At 58.0% G+C, this 25,191-nt stretch carries 28 protein-coding genes and 2 pseudogenes; 12 read left to right on the forward strand and 18 right to left on the reverse strand.

Annotated features, from left to right (window positions below; translation table 11 throughout):
* Positions 1 to 113: 113 nt before the first annotated feature.
* The 4 genes from QM716_RS11595 to QM716_RS11610 are packed head-to-tail and all read right to left on the reverse strand — an operon-like array spanning position 114 to position 2,321.
* Positions 114 to 452 (reverse strand): DUF3349 domain-containing protein, encoded by a 339-nt coding sequence (locus QM716_RS11595; protein ID WP_283304271.1) that lies wholly within the window; start codon positions 450 to 452, stop codon positions 114 to 116.
* An 11-nt stretch (positions 453 to 463) separates the two neighbouring features.
* A complete protein-coding gene (locus QM716_RS11600; protein WP_283304272.1) occupies positions 464 to 790 on the reverse strand; it encodes a DUF3349 domain-containing protein in 327 nt (108 codons plus the stop codon).
* Positions 791 to 837: 47 nt separating this feature from the next.
* Complete coding sequence (locus QM716_RS11605) at positions 838 to 1,119, reverse strand: hypothetical protein (protein WP_003941641.1); 282 nt, start codon at positions 1,117 to 1,119, stop codon at positions 838 to 840.
* Between the two features lie 14 nt (positions 1,120 to 1,133).
* The gene (locus QM716_RS11610; protein ID WP_283304273.1) at positions 1,134 to 2,321 is read right to left on the reverse strand and encodes an inorganic phosphate transporter; all 1,188 of its coding nucleotides are present in this window, start codon (positions 2,319 to 2,321) and stop codon (positions 1,134 to 1,136) included.
* Positions 2,322 to 2,508: 187 nt separating this feature from the next.
* On the opposite strand from QM716_RS11610, the gene QM716_RS11615 reads away from it, so the two are divergent.
* A complete protein-coding gene (locus tag QM716_RS11615) occupies positions 2,509 to 2,904 on the forward strand; it encodes a PPOX class F420-dependent oxidoreductase (RefSeq protein WP_283304274.1) in 396 nt (131 codons plus the stop codon).
* 96 nt (positions 2,905 to 3,000) lie between these two features.
* Entirely contained in the window at positions 3,001 to 3,459 is a 459-nt protein-coding gene (locus QM716_RS11620; protein ID WP_283304275.1) for a DUF5994 family protein, read from the forward strand.
* 747 nt (positions 3,460 to 4,206) lie between these two features.
* Here QM716_RS11620 and QM716_RS11625 read toward each other — a convergent pair.
* The 10 genes from QM716_RS11625 to QM716_RS11670 all read right to left on the reverse strand — a co-directional run bounded on the left by QM716_RS11625 (position 4,207) and on the right by QM716_RS11670 (position 15,140).
* Positions 4,207 to 5,295 (reverse strand): hypothetical protein, encoded by a 1,089-nt coding sequence (locus tag QM716_RS11625; RefSeq protein WP_283304276.1) that lies wholly within the window; start codon positions 5,293 to 5,295, stop codon positions 4,207 to 4,209.
* A gap of 421 nt (positions 5,296 to 5,716) precedes the next feature.
* On the reverse strand, positions 5,717 to 6,667 hold the full coding sequence (locus QM716_RS11630) for a polyprenyl synthetase family protein (protein ID WP_283304277.1): 951 nt from the start codon (positions 6,665 to 6,667) through the stop codon (positions 5,717 to 5,719).
* Complete coding sequence (idi, locus tag QM716_RS11635; protein ID WP_283304278.1) at positions 6,664 to 7,257, reverse strand: isopentenyl-diphosphate Delta-isomerase; 594 nt, start codon at positions 7,255 to 7,257, stop codon at positions 6,664 to 6,666. Before idi ends, QM716_RS11630 begins: the two co-directional genes overlap by 4 nt.
* Positions 7,247 to 8,731, reverse strand: coding sequence for an MFS transporter (locus QM716_RS11640; protein WP_283304279.1), 1,485 nt, complete (start codon positions 8,729 to 8,731; stop codon positions 7,247 to 7,249). The genes idi and QM716_RS11640 overlap by 11 nt, the downstream gene beginning before the upstream one ends.
* The gene (locus QM716_RS11645; protein WP_283304280.1) at positions 8,728 to 10,851 is read right to left on the reverse strand and encodes an AMP-binding protein; all 2,124 of its coding nucleotides are present in this window, start codon (positions 10,849 to 10,851) and stop codon (positions 8,728 to 8,730) included. Before QM716_RS11645 ends, QM716_RS11640 begins: the two co-directional genes overlap by 4 nt.
* 43 nt (positions 10,852 to 10,894) lie before the next feature.
* On the reverse strand, positions 10,895 to 11,425 hold the full coding sequence (locus QM716_RS11650; protein WP_283304281.1) for a hypothetical protein: 531 nt from the start codon (positions 11,423 to 11,425) through the stop codon (positions 10,895 to 10,897).
* Positions 11,422 to 12,504: a beta-ketoacyl synthase N-terminal-like domain-containing protein gene (locus tag QM716_RS11655; protein WP_283304282.1), complete on the reverse strand. Its 1,083-nt coding sequence runs from the start codon at positions 12,502 to 12,504 to the stop codon at positions 11,422 to 11,424. Before QM716_RS11655 ends, QM716_RS11650 begins: the two co-directional genes overlap by 4 nt.
* Before the next feature lie 74 nt (positions 12,505 to 12,578).
* Positions 12,579 to 12,827: an acyl carrier protein gene (locus tag QM716_RS11660; RefSeq protein ID WP_283304283.1), complete on the reverse strand. Its 249-nt coding sequence runs from the start codon at positions 12,825 to 12,827 to the stop codon at positions 12,579 to 12,581.
* Between the two features lie 13 nt (positions 12,828 to 12,840).
* Positions 12,841 to 13,902 (reverse strand): UbiA family prenyltransferase, encoded by a 1,062-nt coding sequence (locus tag QM716_RS11665; protein ID WP_283304284.1) that lies wholly within the window; start codon positions 13,900 to 13,902, stop codon positions 12,841 to 12,843.
* 2 nt (positions 13,903 to 13,904) lie between these two features.
* A complete protein-coding gene (locus QM716_RS11670; protein ID WP_283304285.1) occupies positions 13,905 to 15,140 on the reverse strand; it encodes a cytochrome P450 in 1,236 nt (411 codons plus the stop codon).
* Positions 15,141 to 15,501: 361 nt separating this feature from the next.
* Between QM716_RS11670 and QM716_RS11675 the strand changes: the two genes are divergently transcribed.
* The 4 genes from QM716_RS11675 (at position 15,502) to QM716_RS11685 (ending at position 17,762) form a co-directional block, all read left to right on the forward strand.
* Positions 15,502 to 16,041, forward strand: coding sequence for a TetR/AcrR family transcriptional regulator (locus QM716_RS11675; RefSeq protein ID WP_283304286.1), 540 nt, complete (start codon positions 15,502 to 15,504; stop codon positions 16,039 to 16,041).
* A gap of 273 nt (positions 16,042 to 16,314) precedes the next feature.
* Complete coding sequence (locus tag QM716_RS29370) at positions 16,315 to 16,944, forward strand: helix-turn-helix domain-containing protein (RefSeq protein ID WP_502942017.1); 630 nt, start codon at positions 16,315 to 16,317, stop codon at positions 16,942 to 16,944.
* 250 nt (positions 16,945 to 17,194) lie between these two features.
* Entirely contained in the window at positions 17,195 to 17,353 is a 159-nt protein-coding gene (locus QM716_RS11680; RefSeq protein ID WP_283304287.1) for a hypothetical protein, read from the forward strand.
* Between the two features lie 61 nt (positions 17,354 to 17,414).
* Positions 17,415 to 17,762 (forward strand): hypothetical protein, encoded by a 348-nt coding sequence (locus QM716_RS11685; protein WP_283304288.1) that lies wholly within the window; start codon positions 17,415 to 17,417, stop codon positions 17,760 to 17,762.
* Between the two features lie 33 nt (positions 17,763 to 17,795).
* On the opposite strand, the pseudogene istB reads toward QM716_RS11685, so the two are convergent.
* A pseudogene (istB, locus tag QM716_RS11690) lies at positions 17,796 to 18,537 on the reverse strand (IS21-like element helper ATPase IstB).
* Positions 18,538 to 18,601: 64 nt separating this feature from the next.
* A pseudogene (gene istA / locus QM716_RS11695) lies at positions 18,602 to 19,916 on the reverse strand (IS21 family transposase).
* A gap of 975 nt (positions 19,917 to 20,891) precedes the next feature.
* Here istA and QM716_RS11700 point away from each other — a divergent pair.
* Positions 20,892 to 21,083: a hypothetical protein gene (locus tag QM716_RS11700; protein ID WP_283304289.1), complete on the forward strand. Its 192-nt coding sequence runs from the start codon at positions 20,892 to 20,894 to the stop codon at positions 21,081 to 21,083.
* A 661-nt stretch (positions 21,084 to 21,744) separates the two neighbouring features.
* Here the strand turns inward: QM716_RS11700 and QM716_RS11705 are convergent.
* Positions 21,745 to 22,173 (reverse strand): hypothetical protein, encoded by a 429-nt coding sequence (locus QM716_RS11705; protein ID WP_283304290.1) that lies wholly within the window; start codon positions 22,171 to 22,173, stop codon positions 21,745 to 21,747.
* Positions 22,174 to 22,413: 240 nt separating this feature from the next.
* On the opposite strand from QM716_RS11705, the gene lpqV reads away from it, so the two are divergent.
* The 5 genes from lpqV to QM716_RS11730 all read left to right on the forward strand — a co-directional run bounded on the left by lpqV (position 22,414) and on the right by QM716_RS11730 (position 24,237).
* Entirely contained in the window at positions 22,414 to 22,749 is a 336-nt protein-coding gene (gene lpqV / locus QM716_RS11710) for a lipoprotein LpqV (RefSeq protein WP_283304469.1), read from the forward strand.
* 396 nt (positions 22,750 to 23,145) lie between these two features.
* A complete protein-coding gene (locus QM716_RS11715; protein ID WP_214887882.1) occupies positions 23,146 to 23,322 on the forward strand; it encodes a hypothetical protein in 177 nt (58 codons plus the stop codon).
* Position 23,323: 1 nt separating this feature from the next.
* Complete coding sequence (locus QM716_RS11720; RefSeq protein WP_283304291.1) at positions 23,324 to 23,542, forward strand: helix-turn-helix transcriptional regulator; 219 nt, start codon at positions 23,324 to 23,326, stop codon at positions 23,540 to 23,542.
* 295 nt (positions 23,543 to 23,837) lie between these two features.
* Entirely contained in the window at positions 23,838 to 24,011 is a 174-nt protein-coding gene (locus QM716_RS11725) for a hypothetical protein (RefSeq protein ID WP_283304292.1), read from the forward strand.
* A complete protein-coding gene (locus tag QM716_RS11730; RefSeq protein ID WP_283304293.1) occupies positions 23,998 to 24,237 on the forward strand; it encodes a helix-turn-helix domain-containing protein in 240 nt (79 codons plus the stop codon). Before QM716_RS11725 ends, QM716_RS11730 begins: the two co-directional genes overlap by 14 nt.
* Before the next feature lie 52 nt (positions 24,238 to 24,289).
* On the opposite strand, the gene QM716_RS11735 is transcribed toward QM716_RS11730, so the two are convergent.
* A complete protein-coding gene (locus QM716_RS11735; RefSeq protein WP_283304294.1) occupies positions 24,290 to 25,162 on the reverse strand; it encodes a hypothetical protein in 873 nt (290 codons plus the stop codon).
* Positions 25,163 to 25,191 lie beyond the last annotated feature (29 nt).

Here is a 25,191-nt window from a genome sequence, read left to right on the forward strand (position 1 = left end):
TTCGACCGAGCCCCCCGAGGCTCGGAATTTCTGATGACACTAAGTGGTCTGTATTGGCGCCGACGGCTCCGTTATCGGTTCGTTATCAAACTGGTCCGATTTACGAAGTGCCGTCAGGTGTCGTCGACCGGAGGTTGAGCGTCGATTTTCCAACCTCCACGAATCAAATGTTCACGTACCCGAGCGACATCCGATTCGTGCGGCATGTCGTCGGTGACTTTGGTGATGAGGACGCCGATGTCGATCGGATCGACCGGAATCGGAAAGTCGATCGGATCGACCGGAACCGGAAACTCGGCCACGAGATCGTCGGCAAGAACGGCGATCTCTGCGTCGGACAGCTGTCGCCGGAGCAGGGCCATCAAAGGGACGTAGTCCTGCTCCGGCACACCGTTCGGATATCCGGCACGCAGCCAGCCGAGTATCGAAGCCAGAAGTGGTGGAAGGCTCAACGAATCGAGCTTCAGCCGTTGTCGAGATCAGCGAGTGGCCACCCGGCGGCAGCCAGGACCGAGGCAACGCGCGCGATGTCCTCGTCCGAGGGCGTCTGGCTCGTCAGATCTGCGATCTGAGCGCTGATCTCGTCGCTAGAGATTACCTGGTCGCTGTTGACATCGCTCAGTTCTGCGAGCGCAGCGCCGATGGCGATTTCTCGAATTTGCGCGTCCGAGAGCTTGCGTCGTAGCAATGCGACCAGCGGAATGCGATCCTTGGGCGGTATGCCTTCGGGGTAGCCGGCGCGAAGCCATTCCAGTATGGACTGGGGTAGGGATGGAGTCGGTGCAGTCACGGTGATGTCTTTCCGCTCGTGAGGGCGCAGGGGAGCCGCGCCGGGGATCAGAAGATCTCGATGCCGAAGGTGTGGCTGAGGAAGCCCTGCATGATGAAGAGGATTCCGGTGACGATCGCGATGAGCACTACCGCGAAGCACACCACTGCGCCTGCCACGGCCAACGGACTTCGTGCCGCGACGGCAGTGCTCCCGCCCCCGCTGCCACGTTGGCCGGCATCGAGGGACTTCAGGCCGATTGCGAAGATCGCCGGGAGCCCGGCGCCCAGTAAGAGGCCGACCAGTACGACCTGCCAGAGCGAGTCGACGGTGTTTTTCAAGATATCCATGTCGATTCCCGCTTTCAGGCTTTGACGTCGGTGGTGGCGCGGGCGTCCGGACCGGGGACCTCTGCGGGTACCAGGCCGCCGTCCCATTCGGCGTTGACGTTGCTCGGATCGATGGGCTCCTTGCGGGAGCGAAGGTACATCCAGCCGGCCAAGGCGATGAGCAGAGCGAAGACGATCAGGACACCGGGCAGGCCGCCGACGATGTTGGCCAGGCCCCAGCACAGAGCGCCGACGATCGCAGCGGATGGGAGAGTGATCAACCAGGCGACCGCCATACGTCCGGCGACGCCCCAACGGACCTCGGCGCCCTTGCGTCCCAGACCGGTTCCCATGATGGAACCCGTCGCCACATGGGTGGTCGAGAGCGGAAGGCCGAGGTGGCTGGAAGTGAGAATGATTGCAGCAGAGGATGCTTCGGCCGCCATGCCCTGCGGTGCGGCGATCTCGACAAGGCCTTTGCCGAGTGTGCGGATGACTCGCCAACCGCCGAGGTAGGTTCCGGCAGCGATCGCGAGCGCGCACGTGAGCTTGACCCAGAACGGCATGTCCGCGTCGGCGGAGATTGTTCCGTGGGCGACCAGGGCGAGGAAGATGACGCCCATGGTCTTCTGAGCGTCGTTGGTGCCGTGGGCGAGGGAAACGAGTGAAGCCGAACCGATCTGGCCGAGTCGGAAACCCTTGTCCTTGGTTTCCTCACCGACGTTGGAGGTGATGCGGTAGATGAGCCAGGTTCCGGCTGCTGCAACCACGCCGGCGACGACGGGAGCGAGAACTGCGGGGATGACAACCTTGCTGAGGACGCCGCTCCAGGCGACACCGCTCATTCCGAGGGACGCGATGGCGGCGCCGATCAGGCCACCGAACAGCGCGTGTGAGGAACTCGAGGGGATGCCGAGCAACCACGTTGCCAGGTTCCAGATGATGCCGCCGACAAGGCCGGCGAAGACGATGGTGAGCAGCGCTTGGCCACCCACATTTCCGAGGTTCACCACGCCCTTGGCCACGGTGGCAGCAACCTCTACCGAGAGGAAAGCTCCGACCAGGTTCAAGGAAGCAGATAGGGCGACTGCCACCTTGGGCTTGAGGGCGCCGGTTGCAATCGACGTGGCCATAGCGTTGCCAGTGTCATGAAAACCGTTGGTGAAGTCGAACCCCAGAGCGGTTACGACGACGACGAGGAGAACGATGAGTTCCGCATTCACGAGAAGTCATGTTCCAACACCGGCAGGCCACAAATCGACCTGAGACGGGGTCGTTCCGCGACATTTCCACCACTCGGCACCTGGTGTTCATCTTCGTCCGGATAATTGGCCGTTTTGAAACTCCTGGGGTAGCGAAAATTCATTCGCGTGCATGGTCGCGGAGTTTGTGGAGGCATACGCTCGTCTCATGTCCCTTGGCGAAGAGAAGACGATCTCGGTCACCACCTTCCGTAAGAGTGGTGACGGCGTGGCCACGCCGACGTGGGTCGTGCCGCTGCCTGACGGATGCATCGGCTTCTGGACTTCCTCGCAATCGGGTAAGGCCAAGCGGCTACGGACCAACCCACGGGTCACCGTCGTGCCGTGCAACAACCGCGGAAAGGTTGCCGACGGATCGTCGCCGGTTGCAGGGACCGCTCAATTGGTGAGTGGTGGAGCTGAATTCGACGAGATACAACGAAAAGTCAAGGCGAAATACGGTGTGATGGTGCCTATTTCAAGATTCTTCAATACCCTTGGTCATATCGGTAAGGGGCCGTTCCCGTACGGCGATACCGGCGTGATCATTTCCGTCGATGCGTAGACGGCCTTGTGCATCGGCGTAGCCTGAAGGGATGGAACCCACGACCGGGCGCCTCTGCCTGACGGTTCCACGAATCCTCCGTTAAGGAGTCTCGTCATGGCGCACATCAGCACTCTCGACTATGCAACGGAAGCGCCGCAGCGCCATGTCGGGCAACCTTTCCCGTCGCCGACGCGGACTCCGCGATTCCTGCTTCGTGGGCAAGGTGCCGTCAAGGCATCGGTGGACGGCGCGTGGTTCCCGTGGACCACGAACGTCACGGCGGAGCTTCACGATCTGATATCCGCACTTTCGTTGCGGCTGGGGCCGATCGCGAGGGTTGCGTTCGACTGGAACACGATCAGTAGTGCGCAGCGACGTATCGACGAGGTCGACGGACTGGAAGTGCGGGGTCCGTACCCTGGCCAGCCTCACGATTTGATGTATCTCGACGACATCTACGGTCGTCAACTCGTTTTGATGATGATTCCGCCGTACACGGATCCGGACCGTGCGTACGAGATCATGCGGCGGTTGGTGGATCCTGTCCGCAGCGAAACCTATCGGGTGCAGTGAGATCTTTCTGACGGGCGGGTCGAATCTTCGATTCCTGAACATGCGTCCAATTTGTCTGGTTTGATGGTTCTCGTAACCACAATCTCAGGCGCATTCCTTCCGATCAGCGCTTGGGCGCGGCAGCTTGACTCCCTGCTGTGTCGTCGGTCCGGCATGTCCACCACCCTCTCACCGTGCGTGAGCGCCAGTCTCCAAAGAAGTGCGAGACGACCAATCTGTATTGGCGCAGTGGAGCAAAACATAGCCTTGGCGATAATTGTCGCCGGAATTAATTGGAGGAAAGGCCGTTGGGGCGTCTCAGTGCGCTTTTGGACGTCAAGATCTAGTCGAAGTGCTAAGATATCGCGATCGAGCTCAGTTGGGCTTCAAAATCGACTGAGTGGCGCAGTAATGCGTGTGTGCTGTCGTGGTTCGATTCGATCTTTCGAGATTACTGGCTGCCTGGTCTTGCAAACGAGGCCCCGGTCCGAAACGGGCCGACCTACATGCCGTCTAGCGGATCGGTTCCCGTGACCTGAGAAGAACCAAGTAGGTCAGCGCGGACTTGAAACTCCTTGATCTGAGGCTCAAGGGACTTGCCGATTTCGTACCAGGCGACACTCCAACAAGACCTAAGGGATAGCGCGCGCTGCGATGATTCGTTTCATCGGAGTATCAAATGAGACAGACCGGTCGATGTAGATCAGGGATATTCGAGGCGTGCGGCGCACATTACCGCTACCACGTAGCCATTGTCCGTGAACGCGCTCACCCTTCAGGCTTGGTATCGTATCGGCTGTGGTCCGATGATTCAATCGGAACTCTCTCAATTTGGTTTTCGATCGATCGATCTCGGTTGGACGCATAGAGCTGTCTGAGGTGCTTTATAGCAAAGATTCCTGAGATTATAAATACACTTGCTGTATACCATCCGTCCGTAATGAAGTTTGTCAAAACATCTGTCTTTGCGACTACAAGCTGGCGCGCCCACTCAGATTGTACGTCAGTGTATTCGAGTCCTTCGATAAGCTGAGTCAACACAGATTTCGGCGACGCCACCGAATTGGTGACCAGGGTCGCGATGCTGAGCAGTGCAGGGACAGCAAGAGTGCCAAGAATCGGAACATTCGTGGAACTGACAATATCGAATAGGACTATAAAAAGGCCGGCGACGTATCCGATCACCGCACCCAAGATCGACAGATTGACGAATGCTGCAACTGTGGCTTGGCTGCTCGGGACAGCCGATGTCGCAATGAAGTGTAGGTAGTAAAATGACAGGCAGCCCACAAAAAGACCGCCTGCAGTCCCTGCGCCGGCGCACTCTCCAAGGCGTTTCAGGCTGGCGAATACGCGGGGCCGTCCGGTTGCGAGCGCAAGCGCCGCCCATGTTGAAGTGGCAGGGACGCTGATCGCGAAAACAATCGATATGCCAAATATGGTTAATACGCTGCCAGCGTTCATGCCATCGAGTTCAGGTGTAACGATGGTCTGGATTCCTGCCGCGACCGCCAGGATGGCCGTGCCTAACCCGGTCATCGGGAGAAGGACCTTTCGTTGCCATCGACCGGTCAACCAGTCCCCAATGAGAAATTGAAGAATGTTTGAAATGGAATGACGTATCTCGTCGGTGAGTGTTTCTGTTGCTGGCAATATGCTGCGCCCAAGCAAGTTCAGTGCCAAGTTTTTCAAGGGGCTGCGTGTTGGTTGGTTTTGTATTAGTTCGGATCTTGTAAGCAAATGCAAGATGAGGCTGGCGCAAAGTATTGCAATTGCAACAATTGCTGCGAAATTACTTCCCGTACGCGAGAGTTCGATGCGCGCGACCAACGATAAGAAGCTGACGAAGAAGACCACGGCGATCCCGAGTCCGGCTAGAGCATCTCGTAGACTAGCGAACCGCTGCCCCATTTGATGCAGATCGCTGCGTTCCGGAACTTAAAGAAGGAGTAGAGAAGCGCAGACAGCAGTAGAATGGCTGTAAGTATCGTTCCCATCTATGGCGCACTTTGGTTTCGGGAAACACTTTCAGAAAGATCAGCCATGAAAGAAAACCTGTCGTGTTATCGGTGATCGGATGACCGGCATCGGTAACCTCACTGCTTGAGATTTTGCCAAAGTAGGAGAAATTGCTGTTGAGGCTAAGGCGGATATATTTGTTGGCAAGCCATTTACGATCGAGTAATCGGATTTTCTGAATGATCGGAAGATGTTAATTCTCCGGTTGGTTAGTTCCGTATTCTCTTCATTGCGTCAACAAAATTTATACCCGCAGCGGCTAGAGGCGGGTTGCTGTTTGAAGGGTTTCTTCCAGGTCTCGCAAGGATTCACGCGGATACAGATTGAGACGTAATGTTTCAAATCCAGAATTGAGGAGTTCTTTGATGGCCCGCTTGTTTGCGGGTGGGGTCTCGAAAAAGGTGGTGAATTCCGGGTTCAATCCCGCCGTAGTTCGTTTGTTGTTTGCGATGTCCAAGCCGTGGTCTTTGCCCGTAACTTCCGATGCTTGCTGATCTCGGAGGTCGTCCGCGAGTTGGAACGCGAGGCCGAAGTGTTCAGAGGCGTCCTCTACCTTGCTCAGATCCGCGTCACGGTCAATGACCAAGAGTCCCAGCGCAAGTGGGAGGAAGACCGAATATCGTCCAGACTTGAGGTTCGCGATGGATTGCAGCGTGGCGGGGTCTGTCTCGCCTGTTGCTGTGGCGTAGACATCGCCGAATTGCCCGATGATCATCTCTCGTCGCATCCTCGACCACAATTGGTCGATTTTGCCGGTTTCGCGACGGACGAGGTCATCGGCGGTGGACAGGCATAGGTCGCCGGCAAGTACAGCCAGCGCGTCGCTGTGGCGGCGAAGGTTTACTTTCGAGGCGCCCTGAGCGACAAGCTCGGCCTCGACGAAACGCGATGCGGTCGAAATCCCTCGTCGCAGGTCGGCGTCGTCCATTACGTCGTCCTGCAGCAAACCGAAGAGATGCAACAATTCAATCGCGGCTGCCAATTGAACTCCGCGTTGATAGTCCCACTCATCTCGAATTCCGGTTAAGCGCATTCCTTCGAGAACGAGCATTGCGCGGAAACGCTTCCCTCCCGCACGGACGAGGCGTAGCGCGAGGTTAGATGGATCTACGGTTGCCTGAGGGTATACAGAGGACTTGCTTTCCGGCGACAGCGCCAAGCACATCGAGTCTTCGACCTTCGCCAAGAATGATTGGGTATCGACAATCATTGCCTATCTCCTTGCGTTGGTTGCCATTCCGATGAGAATCTGGATTCTAGAAACACCTCGCTGGTGAGGAGGGTATCCAGCACAGTCGAAAACCAAGCTGACACGTTCCGACCGGCGCATGCCTCCTGCAACTGTTGCGGGGTGACCAGTTCGGTCGCTGCGACTTCATCAGGGTTGGGTGCAACTGTGCTTCCGATGGTGCCGAAGAGCACATGGTTGAGTTCCCACTCAGTGAGGTCGGACGCAGAGTCATCGAATCGGTACTCGACGGTGCCTGCCTCAGTGAGATCGATGACCTGCACGTTCAGTTCCTGCTGCAATCGAAGTGCGGCATCTCCCAGAACGGAAGACTTCGAAAGTGGATGTCCGCAACATGAATTCGACCAAACGAGAGGCCAATGGTATTTCGTTGCAGCCCGTTGCTGCAGCAGGAGACGGCCGTCAAGACTGAACATGAAGACTGAGAACGCACGATGCCGGACGCCTCCATCCTTGTGGGCGTGAAGTTTGTCCAGGATTCCCAGGTCCGAGCTGGCGTCGTCGACTAGGCGAACGTGACGGCGAATGTCCAAATCAGGCTCAAGCTTCATAGCGGAACAACCTCTCCTTTGCCGATACGAGCCATACGACAAGTGCGACGATTACAACGGCAGCCGAGAGCGTCACTACGAGATCCCATGCTTCGACGAACGCTGTGGCGAGGGTGAGGCTGTTCGAAGGATCGGCTTCGGCGTTTGACTGCATTTGATCGATGTCGACGCCCAACGACGAGTTGAGGCGATGCAGGAAAACAGATCCGAGGAATGCGACTCCGCAAGCTACGCCGAGTTCTTGGAGTGTATTTCCTGTTCCTGAAGCCATGCCCGTGGTTTCTTCGGGGACCAATGCTGCGGTGCCTTCGGCCCGCAGGGGGCTGAATATCCCCAACCCGACGCCGGCGACGACAAATCCTGCGATGAGAATCGTCCACGTGCTGTCGGGGGCGAGAAGTCGCAGTAGAGCTAACCCAGCCGCGAGCATGACGAGTGACAGCGTGACTGCATTCTTGCGACCGAGCGCGGTTTGCAGTGGCATCGCCAGGATGGATCCGACGAGAAGCGCACCAGTGAGCACCATCAGTCTGAGCCCGGTTGCGATCGGATCGAGGCCGTTGACGATTTCGAAGTACAAGACAGAGATCAGGATGAGTGGAAAGACGGCAAGGTACACAAGCAGTGTCACTATGTTGATGCCGACGAATGTGGGGTTGCGAAAGAGGCCCAGGTCGAGCAGTCGCATTGTGGGCTGTCGTTGCATCACGACGAACGCTGCGAAGACCGAAAGTGTGACGACGATCCCAGTAAGGATCGATGGGTGTGTAAGTCCCATGTCATAGGCATGCGTGAGAACGAATACGAGGGAGAACATCGATATACCCAGTACCGTCGCGGACAGTAGTCTTCGCGCAACCTGCTGTTGTGGGTCTCCGCTCGACTTGCATGGAATCAGCACGGCAGCAACGAGTATCATCGCAGGCACATTGATCCAGAAGATCCATTGCCAACTCCAACTCAGCAATACGCCACCAATGATCGGCCCAGCGGCAAGTGCGATACCAGAAGCGCCGCCGAAGATGCCGAACCCGATCGTTCGTTTGTCCTGGGCAAAGTTTTGAACGATCAGAACTGGAATTGAGGCGAGTAGGGCAGCGGCGCCTATGCCCTGGCATCCGCGGGAAACGATCAAAGGCAGCACGCTGGTCGAGAGTGCTGCGAAGGTTGATGCCACCGCGAATATTGCTGCGCCAGTGATCATCACGGTCCGAGGACCGAATCGGTCGGCGCATACTCCGAAGAAGAGCAGCACGCCGGCCATCGAGGTGGCGTAGGAGTCGAGTATCCATTGCAGATCGGTGAAGGTGGCGCCGAGGTCATTTTGCAGCGGTTCAAACGCCACATTGATGACGGTCAGATCAAGAATGAGAAAGAACGTCGCGACCAGGATTGCAACTCCTGCTGCTACCGGTCGTGGACCCGGATCAGTCTTTGACAATTCGGGGGTTCTGGAAGCTGGTTGCGTTGTCATGATGCGTTCTCCTTCATGGCAGGAGTAGGTGCGTGAGCGATGAGGGCCGCAGCTTTTGCAGGGTCTGTGATCGGGAGGTAATGGCCACCGCGACTGACGATCTGTTGGCGGTGACACATCGTGACCGGGGCCACGGTTGAAATCGGATCGTCTTCCATGGTGATTTCTAGATGAGTCTGCATGTTGGTCAGAGGCTTTCGCAGTTCGGTCATCAAGGAAGAAGCGAGTGTCAGGTCGTTCGTAACGCGGCGGCGCGCCCGGTTCAGAGCAGCGGGAGATGCGATGAGTCGGGACATCAGCATGTGCTCGGTATGTTGTATCAATTGTTCTTGATGGACGGAGGTAAGCGTGACTGGGGGCGGCGCACAGGCGATAACGATTCGATCGGCAAAGTGATCGGGATACTTGTCCTGAGCTAGACCGAGCAATGCAACTCCGAGGCTGTGGCCGAGCAAGATATCTCCGGCCTGTGTTTCCGACAGCACGTACTCGGTGATCGTTCGTGCGACTCTGTCCAGGTCGGACAGTTGCTGTAAGTCGTATTCGATCACTGCGACCCTCATGTCCAGATGGTCCGCGAGACCGACATATGGTTCCGCGCTTGTGCCCGCGCAGGGCAGGACCACCAGAGTCGAGTCGAATCGTGAAGAGAGGTCGCGCCACCGCAGACGAGAACCGACGCGGCGCTCCAACAAGCGATGGCAAGCACCACGATCGATCTTGCCGGTACTGGTGAGAGGAATTCGAGGCACAGAGACACAAATATCTGGAACCAGGTGTGAATCGAGCGCAGTAGACAAGGCACTGCGGGTTGCTTTGCTCAGATTTGTGACCGGTTCGTTGGCGTTGTTGTCTGCGACTCCCATTACGAGACGAGGTGCCGATACTCCATCGAGAGTGATCTCTGCGACTACAGTTTCGATGGAAAGCACTTCTCTTGCAGCGTTTTCGACCTCAACAGGGGAGAAGAGTATCCCGCCACGATTCAGTAAGTCGTCAGCGCGGCCCAGTATGGCGAACCCTCGCCCCGATGGCTGGACTGCGTCGCCACTGATAAACGTGTTCTGTTGGAGGCGTGCATGGTCGGATTCTGGGGCGACGAGGTACCGAGAAGAAGCCATCGGCCCCAAGATGGTGAGTAGGGGACGGTCGGATCCACCTGGGTCGGTCGCGGTAGTGAGAGTTGTGGTGGGCAGGGCAGTAAACCCCGCATCGGTCGAGCGTCGCGTCGCAACTATGTGTAGAACTTCGGTCGCGCCGTATCCGTCGATGACTTGACCACCGATGTGGGCTTCGAGTTCTTGCCGCAGATTGTCGGGCAGAGGTTCACCTGCAGAAACTGCGGTTGACAGTCCAGCGAGGTCATGGCTGGCGACTGTGTGTCGAGATCGCCGTGCAATGGCTGCCCAAATTCGCGGTGACAGTGCAGCAATGCCAACCTTGTGTGCGACGAGTGTCGATATCAACTCATCGGTCGCTGTTGGCTGATTCCAAAGCACTGCCGTCGTGCCGGTGAGCAATGGAATCAGGACCGAGTTTCCAAATCCGTACCCGAAGCTCAGGTCTGCAGCGGTCAGAATACGGCTATTCGGTGTTGCGCCGTACAGTGCGGGGATGGTCTCGGCAAATGCACGGAGGCCGCTCTCGTAGTGGCCAACTACTTTCGGCTTCCCTGTACTCCCGGACGTTAATTGCCCGAACTTCAGACGGCGGTCTCGATCGAGCGGCGAAATCTGACCGTCTCCGATGTAACGGATGTCGGGATTGCCGTCCGTGAGTTGAAGCGTTGCGGCCGCGCCAATCGATTCCGCGAGCGTCGACAGCTTTCCCTCCGCCATGGGCCGGCCGACTATGGGCACCGCACCGCACCTCCACAGCCCGCATAGTGCTTCGATCCACGCCATGGTGGTGTGCGCGGCGCATAAGACGAGATCACCGTTCTTGATGCCGGTGGAGGAAAGGGTGAGCTGCCACTGATCGACTCTCGCGACGAACTCGCCAGCTGAGATTTCACGTCCACACTCGTCGACGTACAGGATCGCCGAGTTGGATGTCGGGACTGTGGGCAATGACCATAGCCATAGAGCGAGATCAATTGTTCGGGAGCTGGATTCAGTCATTCTTGGCTTCTCTGATTGGAGTTTCCCATCGACGACATATTGCTCATTCAGACACCGCAAGTACTGAGACAGCGGCGACGACCTGGCTTTCTGTTGAATAGCTGTAGCCAGACAGCATGATGTCGGTGGTCGAACTTCGTAAGTACTGGTGTGCGAACCACACATGGTGGTCGTGGAACGGTCCGAAGATCGACAGACAAGGACCTGTCATCGCATGTTCGGTCGCCAAGTAAGCCAGAATGCCATTGGCCCCGCTCACAGGACCGGACGCGGCGATCGATCGTTTGCGCGAGGCGCCAAGTCTGCTAATTACATTGAGATAGTGATCGGAACCCGATGTCGAGGATGCCCACACAGCTCCTACTCGGAGCCCAGACGTGTTGACAACACTGAGCGCGGTTCTGACTGCAAGTGCTGCGACCGATTGCTCAGTGCGATCAGATAATTCGCACACAGACCCAAAGTCCCCGTGCGGCTCAACTTCAATGTTCACACAGTCACTGTCCGGGTCGGTCACTGCAGTGACGTATCCGATGACAGCAATCGGGACTTGCGCGATTGTGGTGACGTTCATGGTGCTCCTATTACGACCGCTGCCACAGACCCGCCGAAACCGAATGAGGTTGACAGCACATAGTTATTGTCAGCGAGCGGTACAGCAGAGCAGGGAACTTGCACGTGGGCAAGCTTCTCAATACCGCTCTCCAGGGTGGAGATGGTCTTATTGGGAGGGGCAACACCCTCTCGAAGCGAGGTGACTGCGACGACGGTTTCGATCACCCCTGCCGCGCCCTGACCATGTCCTGTTGTTCCTTTGATCGATACCACTGGTACGCGATCGTGCCGCGCGGAGAATATTCGGTCGTACGCGCTAGCTTCGAGTGCGTCATTGGCGCGAGTTCCTGTGCCGTGGGCGCAGATCCACCCAATATCATCGACCGTGATAGAAGCGGACGCGAGTGCATCTGTGATTGCGATGGAAAGCCCCGTCGCGGTAGGCGAAGGGGCGACGAGGTTCCATCCGTCGCACGCTTCTCCATACCCGGCAATGCTGGCGAGTGGTTCGTTCGCAAATTCTGGGGGTTCAACGACGACAACGCCGAACCCTTCACCGGGCATCATTCCTCGCCGGTCGGCGTCGAATGGGCGAACCATGTCATCATCGCTCAAACCACCGAGGGCTAGGAACAGGGTCAGCACTTCATAAGAAAGAACCTCCGCACCAAGGCATATGACCATATCCGCCCGCCCAGATGAGATGAGGGACTGCGCGAGTCCGATGACGGTAGTTCCTGCAGCACAGCCAGATCCGATTCCGATCACGTCGACATGTCCGCCGAGGAACGCCGCTACTGCTGCGATATCAGAGTCAAGGGCGGTCCGCACTCCCTCAGCTGCCGAAGTCCGGTCGCTGCGGTCATGGTCCGGGCGAGAGCCCATGACCGTGGACAGGAGAACTACAGGCCGATGGCGTTCCACATCTTCGTCTGCAGCGATGATCCTGTTACGGATCGGACCCAATGCCTCCTGCAGTAGGGACTCGAACAGATACTGATCGCCCTGTGCTTCGCGGGCGAGTACATAAGCGCGATAGTCGCTGTCGTGTCCGATCCCGGGAATGCGGCCCGCCTCGATAGGATCGCCGAAAAGCATTCGCTTCCAAAGCGTGTCGCGACTGTCGCAACCCGAGGTTCGACATTCTGCATAGGTAATCTTCGACGCCAAACTCAACACTGCGAGCCTGCCGCGGCCTTGGATTGGATCAATTGCTGCAACTGCAGCAGCGTGAGGACTTCATCCGCCTCACTGTCGGATATAGAGATCTCGTACTTGTCCTCGAAGTATCCGTAGACTGCGATCAGATCGAGTGAGGAGAGCCCGAGATGGTCGTGTATGTGGTCCTCATCGGCAAGATCACTGGCTTGCAGACCCGTGGTTTTCGCTACGATCGCTCGGAGCTCATCGTCAATCGTCATGGTGATCCTTTCATCAGGCGAGGGAATCGACGGCGTCGTTGGTTGGGGAGTGACGAGGCCACAGAAGCGCCGACATATGAGACGCAGACTTGCGTGACAGGTGCTTATTCCAGTGCGCCAGAAGCGATATCAGGACCCACGCGATAACGCAGGCTCCTGCGACGAGAGCAAACCGCCAGGACTGGTTCACTGCAATGCCGATGCTCACCACGGACGCCATTGTGACTAGGTAAACGTGCTCGCGGACTGCGATTGCGTCGGCAGGAGTACGAGCGCGCCGTACACCGAGAATGACGGTGACCTCGCCTGCGGCTATGACGGAATATGCGAGAAATGCGGATAGTCCGACCTGCGTGACAGTAATTGCCGCGACCGTGAACTGCACTAGTGCCGTGATGAGAACGGTCCGCCCAGCGCCGTTCTCCACAGCAGTTAGCCAGACCGACCGATAGCCGATCAAGGTGTCACCGCGGCGATCTGTGAGGTCTTTTGCTCCAGCGATTATGACTGAGACCGTCGCCAGCAACACCGCGACTGCGCCCGCTACCCGCCACTGTTCCGAGGAAAGCGTTCCGTTGCCGGCAGCGAGGCCAGTCACCCACGGCATGACGAGTGTTGCAGTCAATAGTGCGATAGTGGCACCCGGATATCGTTTGGTCATCCTGCCGAACGAATAACCGATACCAATAGTGATATTGACGACCAGAACGACAGCTAGGGCCGTCTTCGACGGTGCGTCGCTAGGGTTCAGTGTCACCATTGCAGTGGAAAGGAGCATGACCGCGAACCACGCTACGAATGTTGCTCGACGCAGACCACGGGTCCCGAAACTCAACGCCCATCGTGTACGCAGCGGTTGATTGATTCGATCAGCGGGAAGATCTACCAGTCGGTTGAGCCATTCTACGGAGACGCAGAACGTAATCCAGTAGATAATCCACAACAGAAGATGTGGTGGCGCTTCGTGCGCGACAAAGTAGCTGCCGGAAAGGAACCCGGCAATATACAGGGCAGAGAATCGGGGCGATCCGGTTCTGACGAACTGGGAAGCGCGACTCGCCAGCGGTGCGGACATTGCTATCGGCTTATCGCTACGGAAAGTGTCTCTGGACCGCGTAACCCCATGCCAGGCTTGTAATTGATTGGCTCTGCAACTTCGAGGGAGCGGTACCGTTGCGAGAGTTCGCGTAGAAAGTGCTGAAGCATCGAGTTTGCCAGTGCCGAGCCGAGGCAGTGATGGATTCCACGCCCGTAAGAAAGTGAAGACACATCACGGCGCGTGACTGAGAATGTGTCTCCGCGCTCGACTGCTTCTCGATTTCCGGAGGCAAGAAGGACCATGACGGCGTCACCCTTAGTGATATTTGCGCCACTTACCTCGCAGTCCTCCAATGCGATTCGCCCAGCTTCGTGCGCCGGAGGCTCAAAACGGAGCACCTCTGCCACTGCATTCTCAATGAACTGTGGGTTGGCGCGTACCTGTTCGAACTGGTCCGCGTGACGGGAGAATGCGATCAGCATGTTGCCGATCGTGTTGGAGGTCGTTTCTTGTCCGGCAACCGTGATCAGGAGACACGTCGCTGCGATCTCGTCAACGCTGAGCTGGTCACCGCCGTGACTGACTTCGGACAGCCGCCGGACAAGGCCCTCAGGCGCTTTGCCGGATGTTGCGAGAGTTCGGAAGTAGTCGATTGATTCTTCGATCGCGGCAGAGCGGCGATCGGCGACTTCTTTTGGAATCGCGAAGTTGATATCAAGTACGCCGGCCACGAGATTTGACCATTCGGAGAATCGCCCGCGATCTTCGTCCGGAATACCCAATATTGATGAAAGTACCTCTACAGGAAACGGTTCCGCAACCTCGGAAACGGCGTCCTTGCAGTGTTCGAGATGTCGAACCGCTGATGAGGCCGCGGATAGGACGATGTCGTCCATGGAAGTTGTCGTACTACGGGTGAAGGCATCGGAGACGAGGCCCCGCAGCCGCGTGTGTTCGGGTGGATCTGTGAGCATGAAAGGGCGGGCGTCGCCGTCGATGCCGAGACCAAGGAATGGTGGCATGTCTTCGCCCATCATCGACACCAGATGGTCGAAGAAGGTGGAGTTGGCGAAATCCTTGCCGAATGATCTGCTTCGAAGCACCTTGTCGCACGACGCATAGTCAGCAACGATCCAGGCGCCAAGCGCTGACCGATGTATTGGAAGCTCGGCGCGCAATCTTGCATAGACCGGGTACGGGTCTGCCTTGAAGGTTGGATCGAAAGGATTGACAGCGAGAGCGAGATCGCCCGTATCGTCGACTGTGTGTGTCATGTTTCCCCCTGGGTGGATCAATGTGTGCCGTCGCGCTGCCGCGCGAGCCCGCGATGACGAAAAGCGAAGGAACTCAATCGGTTACAAGCCGGTAGATCACGTAAAAACCGAACCAGGCGATTGCAGCGCAAGCAGCGACAAGGAGGATGTCGAAGAAGATGACCATGAAGCGAGCCCCCATCCGTTTAATTCATGGAGAACAAATCTCAGAATGAATCTGGTTGTGTGCCTGTGGATATAACCACATCGCAACACGAGTTGCAATAAATCCATTGCTTACCCCTGATCGACGAAGCAAGCTAGGACCAAAGTCCCGAGAGTGAGGAGAACGAACCCGTTGGTTAAACGCAGAGGAACGCACGTGACCACGGCGGTGCTCGATGCGGCCGCCAAGCTGATCGCCGAGGATGGCTACGACTCGGTTACGGTTGCTCGTATCAGCAAGCTCGCCGATGTCCATCCGACCTCGATCTACCGTCGCTGGCAAACGCTCAACAACATCCTTGCCGAGGCCGTCTACAACATTGTCGAGGACGATGCCCCGATCCCCGATACGGGCGATGCTCGAACAGATCTCATACAGTTCTGTCAGACATTGAGAGACTTTATGGGGACTGCGGTTGGACAATCTCTGGCCCGCCAAGCCATCGAACCGGTCGACAGTGACGATATGGCCGAACGGAGGCGGGAGTTTTGGCAGAAACGATTCACTGCGGCCGGTACGATCATCCACCGCGGAATAGAGAATGGTCAGATCAGGAGAGATATTGATCCAGGGCAGGTTCTCGGGTTAGTGACGGCGCCACTTCACCTTGAGGTTCTTCTGGATGAAGCTCAGGAGCCCGTCAATATTGAGGCGAATGTGGGTATCATTTGGAGGGCGATCGCGTCGAGTGAATGATTCTGTTGACGGTGAGCTTGGTCCAGTTGGAACATATGGACTGATGGGGTTTCTGACCGTGGCAGTGAATCGATGAGCCGGATGCTGACGCGGCCGTGTGGCGTTCAATCGGGGAATGCCACACTGCCGCTCTCCGGGGCGACTCAGATAGGGCAGCTTTCTGCCTATCGATTGGTCTGTTCGTCAGTGCCCGGAATTCTCTAAACACTTGTCGCCCACTCCGCCGGGAACGAAAATTTCTTCAGGCTTAGGGCACAGCCCAGTTCGATAACATTGCTGGTCAGGATAGTTTTCTCCCGGATACGCTCGAACGGTGACTTCTATACAAGACTTCATGATGCTCGCACGCATATCGGCTTCAGTCAGCGAGAGGTTGCAGCGATATCGGGCGTCTCCGAATCAACCATCCGCCGCGCGGAGTTGGGCGAATCGAATGTCTCGATCGTTGTGTTCAATCAGTTGATGTATGCGGTCGGTGTCAAACATGCTGGCTTTTGCGACTACTCCGCGATGGTGGCGGCACATTTTGTTCTGGGGGACACAGCAGTACGGCTCAGTGATGCTGCCAGCGAGTGGATTACGCGTTGGCGGAAGATAGGAACCGCAGCGGACGATGTCTCAGGGTTCAGGACGATCCTTCGAACAGCCGGATATGCGGCAAGGATTTTGGATCGACCGCGGAGAGAGACGTATCGCGGTCCTTTGCGTCCAAGCCAGATCTTCTCCAGACTCCGCGAGTTGCAACAGTCTGACAACCTGAATTGGGCGGTCACCGGTGCGGACGGCTTGCCGATGATCTACGTATCGGATCCTCCGCTGGCGTTGGAACGACTCAATGACGTTGGGGGCGGTAGTAATCGACGATCACGCTTCTGGGAGGGTGTGACGTTACTGGATGGGTGAATGCCAGTGTGCGTGGACGTATATCAGCAGTGGGGACAAGGTGCGGTCTATGGACGAGATACAGACGGTGATCGACATGTACTCAGCCGGTCAGATAGACGCAGCAGATAGGCGTGCGAACACCATTCATGCGAGATCGTTCGCCCACTGGGAAGGACGCGGGTCAGGACTGGTTCGTCGTGCCCGCGAGACAGGAGAACAAGCGTGAGTCGCAAGCGTCATGCAGAAATCGTCGACTGGGATAAACCTGATGGCAACATCGGGCAGTGGCTGGTCAGAGGAGAAACGTGCGTACCTCGCTGCGATCATCGAGGGTGAGGGCGGTGGCCTGGTGGATTTTCGAGATCAGGTTCCTCCGTCAGGCTCGGTGATTCATTCCCGGCAGATCGAACTGCAGGAGTGGACCTAGGACTCGGCAGATATTGTTGCGCAGCTTCGGATCCCGAAGGAGCGGCCATGCCCTGAACGGCATGATCCTGTCTGATTTCGCCAATCACCCACTCACATACCTCTGGACAGTTCATCGATCGGATCGTTGCGACAACGTCTTCGTTCGAGATGCGACCTCTCGCGGTTCGGAGTTCTGGTCGGGCCACCCATTCGTCGGCGTAGTCGATCACGGCGTGCGTCATGTCTGCGACAGTTTCCGCAAGAGTTTGTTTACCCGACAAAAGGCCGAGATCTGGTGCGATGACCACACGCGCGCCGTTTTCATCGAGGAAGACCTCAAAGCCGGTGAACTGATAGCCGGCGGCAAGTGTAGTGAGAAATGTTCTCTGTCAATGGCCAAGATGAAGTCCACGCTGGTGGCCAAGTAGAAGTCTCCACCCCGTGTTGATGTTTTCGGTTGGTCAGGGGCGGTCCTTTCGGTGTTGTGCGTCTTTCATGCGGTAGGACTCGCCGTCGGTGACGACGACGGTGGCGTGATGGAGCGACCGGTCGAGGATCATCGCCGCGGTGGTGTGCTTGGGCAGACATCGACCCCACTGCTCGAACGGCCAGTGCGAGGCAATCGCCAAGGATCGGCGCTCGTAGGCGCCGGCAACGAGCCGGAAGAGCAGTTGTGTTCCGGTGTCGTCGAGCGGCGCGAATCCCATCTCGTCGACGATGATGAGATCGACGCGCAGTAGCGATTCGATGATCTTGCCGACGGTATTGTCGGCCAGACCGCGATACAATTTTTCGATGAGATCGGCGGCAGTGAAGCAGCGGACCTTGTACCCGGCGTGGATCGCTGCGACGCCGAGTCCGATCAGGGTGTGCGACTTCCCTGTTCCGGCGGGCCCGATGATCGCCAAGTTCGATTGCGTCCGAACCCATTCGAGACTCGACGGTAGTCGAAGACTTTTGGCTGAATCGACGACGCAGCGAGATTGAACGATTCCAGCGTCTTCGTCACCGGAAACGCCGCCGCTTTGAGTCGGTTGACGATGTTCGAGGCATCGCGGGCCGGGAGCTCGGATTCGATCAACGTCCGCAGGACCTCCGCCGGTGTCCACCGTTGGGTCTTGGCGGTGAGCAGCACTTCGGGTGCGGTCCTGCGGATCGTGGCGAGTTTGAGCCGCCGCAGCCCGCGTCGAGACCAACCGCCAGATCGGGAACCTGTTGCGGTCCAACGGTAGTAGGTCTGCTCGCTTGTCCTCGATTTTGGTGTCGGTCATGGCGGCACCTGCTGATCACCGGATGACGGGTGGATCGTGTAGGCATCCAGGAATCGGGTCGGAGCGGTCGGCAGATCCAGAATCAGCGCATCACCGGCAGGTCGGGGTTGGGTGTCCCGGCTCCTGCTGCGAGGATCGAGCGGACATCGGCTGCTTTGAACCGCCGAAAGGCCACCGCGTTTCGATGCACTGACCAACGCCTCCTGGCCGTGGGCTGCGCCGAGCGCGAGGAGGATCTCGAGCTCGGACGAAAGTTGGGTGTTGCCGATCGCTGCGGCGCCGACGAGGAACTGCTCCGCGCTCGTTCCGAGTTCGCAGAACTGTTGCTCGACAGTCGTTCTCGGACGTGGTCCTCGGTTCGGGGCAGGTCGGGCGCCGGCGTAGTGTTTATCGAGTACCGATGCTGTTCCCGGTTGCGCGAGAGTATGTTCGTCGGGGATGGCGCAGGTTTCCGAGTGCACCCGTGCGTTGACTTCTGCGCACCAGGTCTTCGCGGCCGCGTTCGCGGCATGGACATCGACGGTGGTGTCGCCGACCGCTGCTTCGGTGAGCAGCGGTACAGCGAGATCGCGTTGGGCGTAGCCGACGAGGTTTTCCACGACGCCTTTCGGCTGTGGGTCGTTGGCGTGGCAGAAGACCGGTGCGAACCCGTAGTGCGTGGCGAACCGGACGTAATTCGGGGTCGGGATGACGACGTTCGCCACGACACCACCATGAGGCAGCCCCTTCGGTCGGCGAGAACTTTCGCGGGTACCCCGCCAACCGCGGCGAGCACCTCGTCGATCAAAGCCATTGTGGTGGTGGCTTTCTCGTCGGTCGCGAACGCTACGAACTGCCACCTCGAGTAGGCCATGACCGCGCAGAACAAGTGCAGTCCACCGATGGTGGCCCAGTCGATGACCAGGTAATCACCCGGCGCCCACACTGCTCGGCGGCGGCGGCGGCGGCTGCGGCGGCTGCGGCTGCGGTGGTGCTCGGCCCGCCACTTCTCCTTCTCCTCGGCGACCAAACGCCGGAAGTTGCGGTCCGACCCGTCGTAGCCGGCGGTGCGGGCGATCGGCAGGATGCGTTTTGCGGAGATCCTGCCTTTCGATTTCTCGACGCGTTCGGTGACCAGCTTTGCCACGGCGTCGTAGTTGTGTTCACGTTCGGCGCGAGCAGCGGGGTGTGACCTGCTTGCTCGGCTTCGAATCGTTCGACGGTGCGTTTGACGGACTTGTGGGTGGTGCCGCACAGCTCGGCGGCTGCTCGGTGCGACCCGACTTGTTGGTAGGTGGAAATGATGTCCTTACGGTCCCTCGCAGACTTCAATGGAACTCCCCGGGTGGTGCGGCGTGTGGTTGGCACTTTCACCGTCACCGCTCGGGCCATAAGTTCCTGATCGACACGACGAACACGGGGCGGGGACTTCTATTTGGCCACCAGTGGGAACCCCGACCTGGCCACCAGTGGGAACCCCGACCTGGCCACCAGTGGATACTTTTTCATGGCCACGGACATGTTCTCGACGGGTCCGGTTCGTGTTGATCCATTCGACGATCTCCTCGTCGGTCAGTGCATCTACCTGGGCCGCCAGTGCCGCGCTCCGCGCCGGACGCTCCGAGGTGGGGTCGTCGGAGTGGTTCCACCAGTATGCATACTGCCGCAGCTGTCGAACCAACTTGGCTGTAGCTTTGTCGGAGTCGGAGTCAGTGGCCGAAATCCCAAGCCCGGAACGTAGACCGCGTAGAAATCGTTGACGAAGATCATCCTGAAGTCTGCATCGAAGTCAGCCACCGGTTCACTCGTCGTGCTGAAACCCCTTGTCGCTCAAGTATCTTACTCTGAGAGTAGAGCGACCGTACGACAGCTATTTCAGATGTGAAGATCCCATGCATAGAGTGCCGTTGGGGCAGATTTCGTCGCAGTCGACTGATGAAGCTTTGGTCTGTGAGTGGACAGCGGTGAGTGAACTGGCCATGGACGGAGGTTACATTGTTCGTCGCCGGATCGCGGTCAGGTTGTCGACTAACTTAGTGGTCATCTGTGATACACCACTTCGCGTTTCGCACTCCGACGACGAAGTTGCTCGGCGTGTGAGTGATTGCCTCCATCGGGAATATCCCGAACAGACGCATCTGACCAAAATGCAGTACGAGAGCAAGATGGCGTCAATCGATACCATGCGACTTAAGTCAGATCGCCAGGCACGCAGTTTCCATGCATCGCAGAGGCATCGGCTCTTCGTGTTGCTGACGTCGATTCATCCGTGGGGCTGTGCACCCGAAGCAGCAGTGGCCGGACAAAATGTTAAAGACCAGGGGGAGTGATGCGTCGATTCCGGTGCCGCAGACACTCGCGCTCATGCTCTCCTCGTCGGTACAGCAGTGGCCGCATGAGCAGATGGTGACGTACAGGTCAGGAATAGCCGCGGCGTCGGGGTTGATCGAGCGGGCCTTGCGGACGGTGAAGGTGGCGGGAGGTGGACCTACCGGATGAGTTCAGCTTTCACGATTTGCGGCACTTTCTCGCCTCGCTGCTCATCGCGTCGGGAGCTGATATCAAGACAGTTCAGGCTCGGGATGCGGCACGCGAGTGCGAAGACGACGCTCGACACCTACGGGCACATGTGTGGTGGACACATTCGATCGGACCGAAACAAGTGCACCCGCCCCGCAGACGCGGGACGGGTGCACTCGGTACTTGCAGGTCTGACTTACGTCAGGATGCGGATCACACGTCGTAGTAGAGCTCGGATTGCCACCTGGTTGTTTGCGATGGTTGGCATTTATCGGTGCGACGAATCTACCTGCGAATATTCCGTTGACTGCGTTGGCCTTGATGGGAGTCTTTCGAATCTACTGCGTACCCTCTGCGTACCGAGAGGCTCCGATTTTCGTTTCGTCACAAACGGTGTGTCGACGCGTCGGCGTGTCGGCATGAAGCCCCGGCCCTCACGAACAAGGGACGTTCAAGGTGAACGTCCCACACTGGTGGACATGATGTCCACCAGTTCCTGAGGGGTACTCCCTTACCAGCAACCCTGGACCTGGTGTCGGTTCAACTGACATCAGGTCCGTGAGTGCCTTCCTGGCGGGAAGTCTGTCACTCTCCGCCTAGAGGGCGGGGAGTCGGCACGTGTAGTCAAAATGACCACACGTCAGCTATTGAGATCGTTGATCTTCTTGACCTTGTCGGCCAACTCTGCCTCCAGTCGTGCCCGTTCACCGGCTGCGGACAACTCCCTGTCCCTCGCTTCTTTGCGAGCAGGGAGGACTTTGTAGACGTACGCCTCATTCGTGCGGTCGACGATATTGCGAATTTCCTGCACGGAAAGATCAAAGTAATCCGCAGCAACTGTGTAGTGGATGGACGCGACATCCCCACTGATGCCAATCCCTGCCTGCTCAAAAGAGAGGTTGCTAGAATGTGCATTCACGATTGCCTGAAATTCGGCGCGCCACTCCGCATCCACGCTCCCAGAAAGTGGAACTATGACATCTACTTCCCGCTGCAGGGTTGATTTCACGGTGGCACTCACCTCGCCGAGTGTGTGAGGCTCAAAGGCTGAAGGCATTGAGTCAGTCATGGCGATTCCTTTCTCGAATATTGGGAGGTAGGTGAAATGCTACCTAGCCAAACCGTCTGGTATCTATTGCTGATGAAACGATTCCTGCTCGCTCTCACGATCCCGACCGCGCTCATCCTCGCGGGGTGCTCGAGCAGTCCAGCGGAGACGGATATCAGGCCGTCGGTTACGTCGACGTTCAACGCGCTGGATGGTCTCGCGCTCCCAACGGAGACAAGCGTGCCGAAGACGACGACTAAGGTGACAGCCACGCCGAAGTCGACTACAACGCAACCTGCTAGCCGAGGAATCTACGGCGTGACACCGGACGGGCTGACTACCTCTGTGAATGCGCCGATTCTCATGTCGGCCGCCGAGATGCATCAAGGCTGCGTCGAAATGCAGGCTTGGGCAGCATCCATGGAAATCACCGATCCTGAAACAATCCTCGCGATCAGCCAACTGACGGAGGAAGATTCGACTGAGGGATTTACGGTGGAGCCTGACGAAGAGGGTGAAGGCTGGGCGACAGCTACACCGTCCGAGCAAGCCGCACTAGTGAAGATGGCGAACAACGCGATCTCCGGCGATTGCTGACCTGACTGACGATGCCCCCACTGTTTGAGATGGGGGCTTTTTCATTGTCGGGCAACATTTCTCAAACTTATTGACGTTGCACCCATATATGTGTATAGTTCTATTTGTAAGGCGATGAGCCCTACAAAACAATTCAAGAGAGTGGGAGGTTGAGATGCCCGATAAGTCGGATATCTACTTCGTCGTCAGCTTGGTTGTGGCCTTGCTGCTCGGATGGAGGGAGGTAGAGCATCGGTTCCGAGAGTGGAGGGAGAAGCGCCAAAAGCGCAAACCTCGACACCGACGGAAGTGACCAAGTAGAGCCGGGGGTGTGCCTAGCACCCCCGGTCCTACCGGACCATCCTCCCCCTCTCTCGGATTGACTGCAACGAGACAAGAAAGTGAGACACTGAAACCATGAAGCGTTACCTGAACAGGCGAACGGGCGCGCTGGCGCTCTTCACGGTCACCACGGTCGCTCTGCTGTCCGATAACTTCACTCCGACGCGTGCGGCGATCTGGGGTGTCGCATGGGCAGCGGTGGCGACACTGATCATCACCAGCGAGGTCCGGCACGCACGGGCTGATCACTGAGATGATTCGGTACCTCAGCAAGGGTGAGATAGCCGATCGTCTCGGTTTGTCGCTCGAGACCGTCAAGTCGTACGACCGGCGCGGGTATCTGCCGCCGGCGGATGCGCAGACCGGGCGGAACTTCGGGTGGCTTCCGGAGACGATCGACGCGTGGGCGGAGTCTCGCCCTGGTCGGGGTGCGCGCACGGATCTCGTAGATCAGGGCGAATCGGCCACGTAAGTTCGCCGCAGAATTTCTCTCAACTTTACCCGTCCAACGTGTTGCACTATACCCGTCGGGCGGGTAAAGTTGTTCTTGTCAGGCCGAGAGGCAAGGCAACAACTCAAGAGAGGAGGTTCGATGAGAACCGATGTGGTCGCTCTCATCATCGCAGGTGCGAGTCTCGTGCTCCAGGCAATCCAGACCTGGCAGGAACGCAACAAGGACGATGACTAAGTGAGAGGGGAACCTGCCCGGTGATAACGGGCAGGTTCCCACCACATCATCTCACCGATCCACCCGAGAAAGGAACAAGATGAACAGCTACATTGCCGATCGCGGGGTACAGGCCACTGCAGCGTCCGGCGTGATCCTCGGCGTTCTCACCGTTACTGCCTACAGCACGCCCATGCTCGCCATGTGGGCCATCTGGGCCGGTATCGGCGCATGGTCGATCAACAACGCCAGGCGGCGGCATGGAACCGCATAAGCCGGTCCTGTACTTGTCGCGAGCGCAACTCGCGGAGCGAATCGGGCTCTCGTCCGATTCGCTCTCGCGGTACAAACTGCCCACCCCGGACGTCGTAATCGGCCCGGTCAACGACGACGGAACGATCCCGCGTGGATCGACTCGCGGATGGACACCCGAGACAGTCGACGAGTGGAACGCCAACCGGCCCGGCCGCGGCGCTCGAACCGATCTCGACAAGTCCTGAAACGACAACAAGCCCCCGACCTCGAAAGGTCGGGGACTTTGTCGTGCGTTCGTCAGGAGATTCGCAGGTAGGTTCCAGCAGCCAGAATGGTGTTGCCGAAGCCTGAGCCCGATGCCCAGAGGGTTATCTGATCACCGGGTATTACGGCGACGGACGTGGGCGGAACAGTCAAGCTCATACCCGTTCCACTCGATGGTCCCGTTCCGGTGATAGTTGCGCCAGGTATCAGGACTCCGTTCTTCCGGATCTCGACTACGTAGCTGGTCGCAAACCAGCGGTCCTGCCAAGCGACTGCGGCCGTCACGGTTGCGGTCTTCGCGCCGTTGACTACAAGTGCATCCGAGCTGACCACGCTGCCTGGATATGCGGGATCCTGGGTCCATCCGGTCACCTGTAGGCGGGTGTTCGAGGCGGGCGTGGATAGCGGACCCGATTTGAGCATGCCCATAGGCGTGAACACGATGATGGTCCCCTCGGAGAGGATGTCCACCGTGGTGTTCGTGTTGATCGTCGGCGACGGCTTCACGGTGGCAGTCGATGCGATGTCGACAATCGTCTCGCCTGCCGCTGTCGGCGACGGGATGACGACAGCAGTGGACGCGATGTCGACAACGGTCTCGGTGTTGATCGTCGGCGACGGCTTGACCGAGCTGGTCGATGCGATGTCCACCACCGTGTTTGTGGTGACGGTGGGCGACGGCTTCACTGTGGTTCCGGGGATGATGTCGACGATCGTTTCGGAGCTCACGACGTCGACGATCTGGATCGTCTGCGAGACAACTTCGACCACACTCTGTGTGTCGACCGTGACGGAGACGCCGACTGTCGCTGTCGAGATGACGTCGACGACGGTCTCGGCGAGATGCCACGGCACACCGATCACAACGCCCGTCGAGATGATGTCGACAACCGTCTCGGTGGACACGCGCACGACTAGCTTCGGTGCCGGAGGGA

This window comes from Rhodococcus sp. IEGM 1409 (assembly GCF_030056735.1).
Classification (GTDB): Bacteria; Actinomycetota; Actinomycetes; order Mycobacteriales; family Mycobacteriaceae; genus Rhodococcus_F.

Bases quoted from the DNA above. Each gene is read 5' to 3' on its own strand.
- QM716_RS11605 (WP_003941641.1), bottom strand. From the start codon at position 1,119: ATGGATATCTTGAAAAACACCGTCGACTCGCTCTGGCAGGTCGTACTG.
- QM716_RS11615 (WP_283304274.1), top strand. From the start codon at position 2,509: ATGTCCCTTGGCGAAGAGAAGACGATCTCGGTCACCACCTTCCGTAAG.
- QM716_RS11620 (WP_283304275.1), top strand. From the start codon at position 3,001: ATGGCGCACATCAGCACTCTCGACTATGCAACGGAAGCGCCGCAGCGC.
- QM716_RS11630 (WP_283304277.1), bottom strand. From the start codon at position 6,667: ATGATTGTCGATACCCAATCATTCTTGGCGAAGGTCGAAGACTCGATG.
- idi (WP_283304278.1), bottom strand. From the start codon at position 7,257: ATGAAGCTTGAGCCTGATTTGGACATTCGCCGTCACGTTCGCCTAGTC.
- QM716_RS11640 (WP_283304279.1), bottom strand. From the start codon at position 8,731: ATGACAACGCAACCAGCTTCCAGAACCCCCGAATTGTCAAAGACTGAT.
- QM716_RS11645 (WP_283304280.1), bottom strand. From the start codon at position 10,851: ATGACTGAATCCAGCTCCCGAACAATTGATCTCGCTCTATGGCTATGG.
- QM716_RS11650 (WP_283304281.1), bottom strand. From the start codon at position 11,425: ATGAACGTCACCACAATCGCGCAAGTCCCGATTGCTGTCATCGGATAC.
- QM716_RS11655 (WP_283304282.1), bottom strand. From the start codon at position 12,504: ATGCTTTTCGGCGATCCTATCGAGGCGGGCCGCATTCCCGGGATCGGA.
- QM716_RS11660 (WP_283304283.1), bottom strand. From the start codon at position 12,827: ATGACGATTGACGATGAGCTCCGAGCGATCGTAGCGAAAACCACGGGT.
- QM716_RS11665 (WP_283304284.1), bottom strand. From the start codon at position 13,902: ATGTCCGCACCGCTGGCGAGTCGCGCTTCCCAGTTCGTCAGAACCGGA.
- QM716_RS11670 (WP_283304285.1), bottom strand. From the start codon at position 15,140: ATGACACACACAGTCGACGATACGGGCGATCTCGCTCTCGCTGTCAAT.
- QM716_RS11680 (WP_283304287.1), top strand. From the start codon at position 17,195: ATGGCAACATCGGGCAGTGGCTGGTCAGAGGAGAAACGTGCGTACCTC.
- QM716_RS11685 (WP_283304288.1), top strand. From the start codon at position 17,415: ATGATCCTGTCTGATTTCGCCAATCACCCACTCACATACCTCTGGACA.
- QM716_RS11700 (WP_283304289.1), top strand. From the start codon at position 20,892: ATGTTAAAGACCAGGGGGAGTGATGCGTCGATTCCGGTGCCGCAGACA.
- QM716_RS11705 (WP_283304290.1), bottom strand. From the start codon at position 22,173: ATGACTGACTCAATGCCTTCAGCCTTTGAGCCTCACACACTCGGCGAG.
- QM716_RS11715 (WP_214887882.1), top strand. From the start codon at position 23,146: ATGAAGCGTTACCTGAACAGGCGAACGGGCGCGCTGGCGCTCTTCACG.
- QM716_RS11720 (WP_283304291.1), top strand. From the start codon at position 23,324: ATGATTCGGTACCTCAGCAAGGGTGAGATAGCCGATCGTCTCGGTTTG.
- QM716_RS11725 (WP_283304292.1), top strand. From the start codon at position 23,838: ATGAACAGCTACATTGCCGATCGCGGGGTACAGGCCACTGCAGCGTCC.
- QM716_RS11730 (WP_283304293.1), top strand. From the start codon at position 23,998: ATGGAACCGCATAAGCCGGTCCTGTACTTGTCGCGAGCGCAACTCGCG.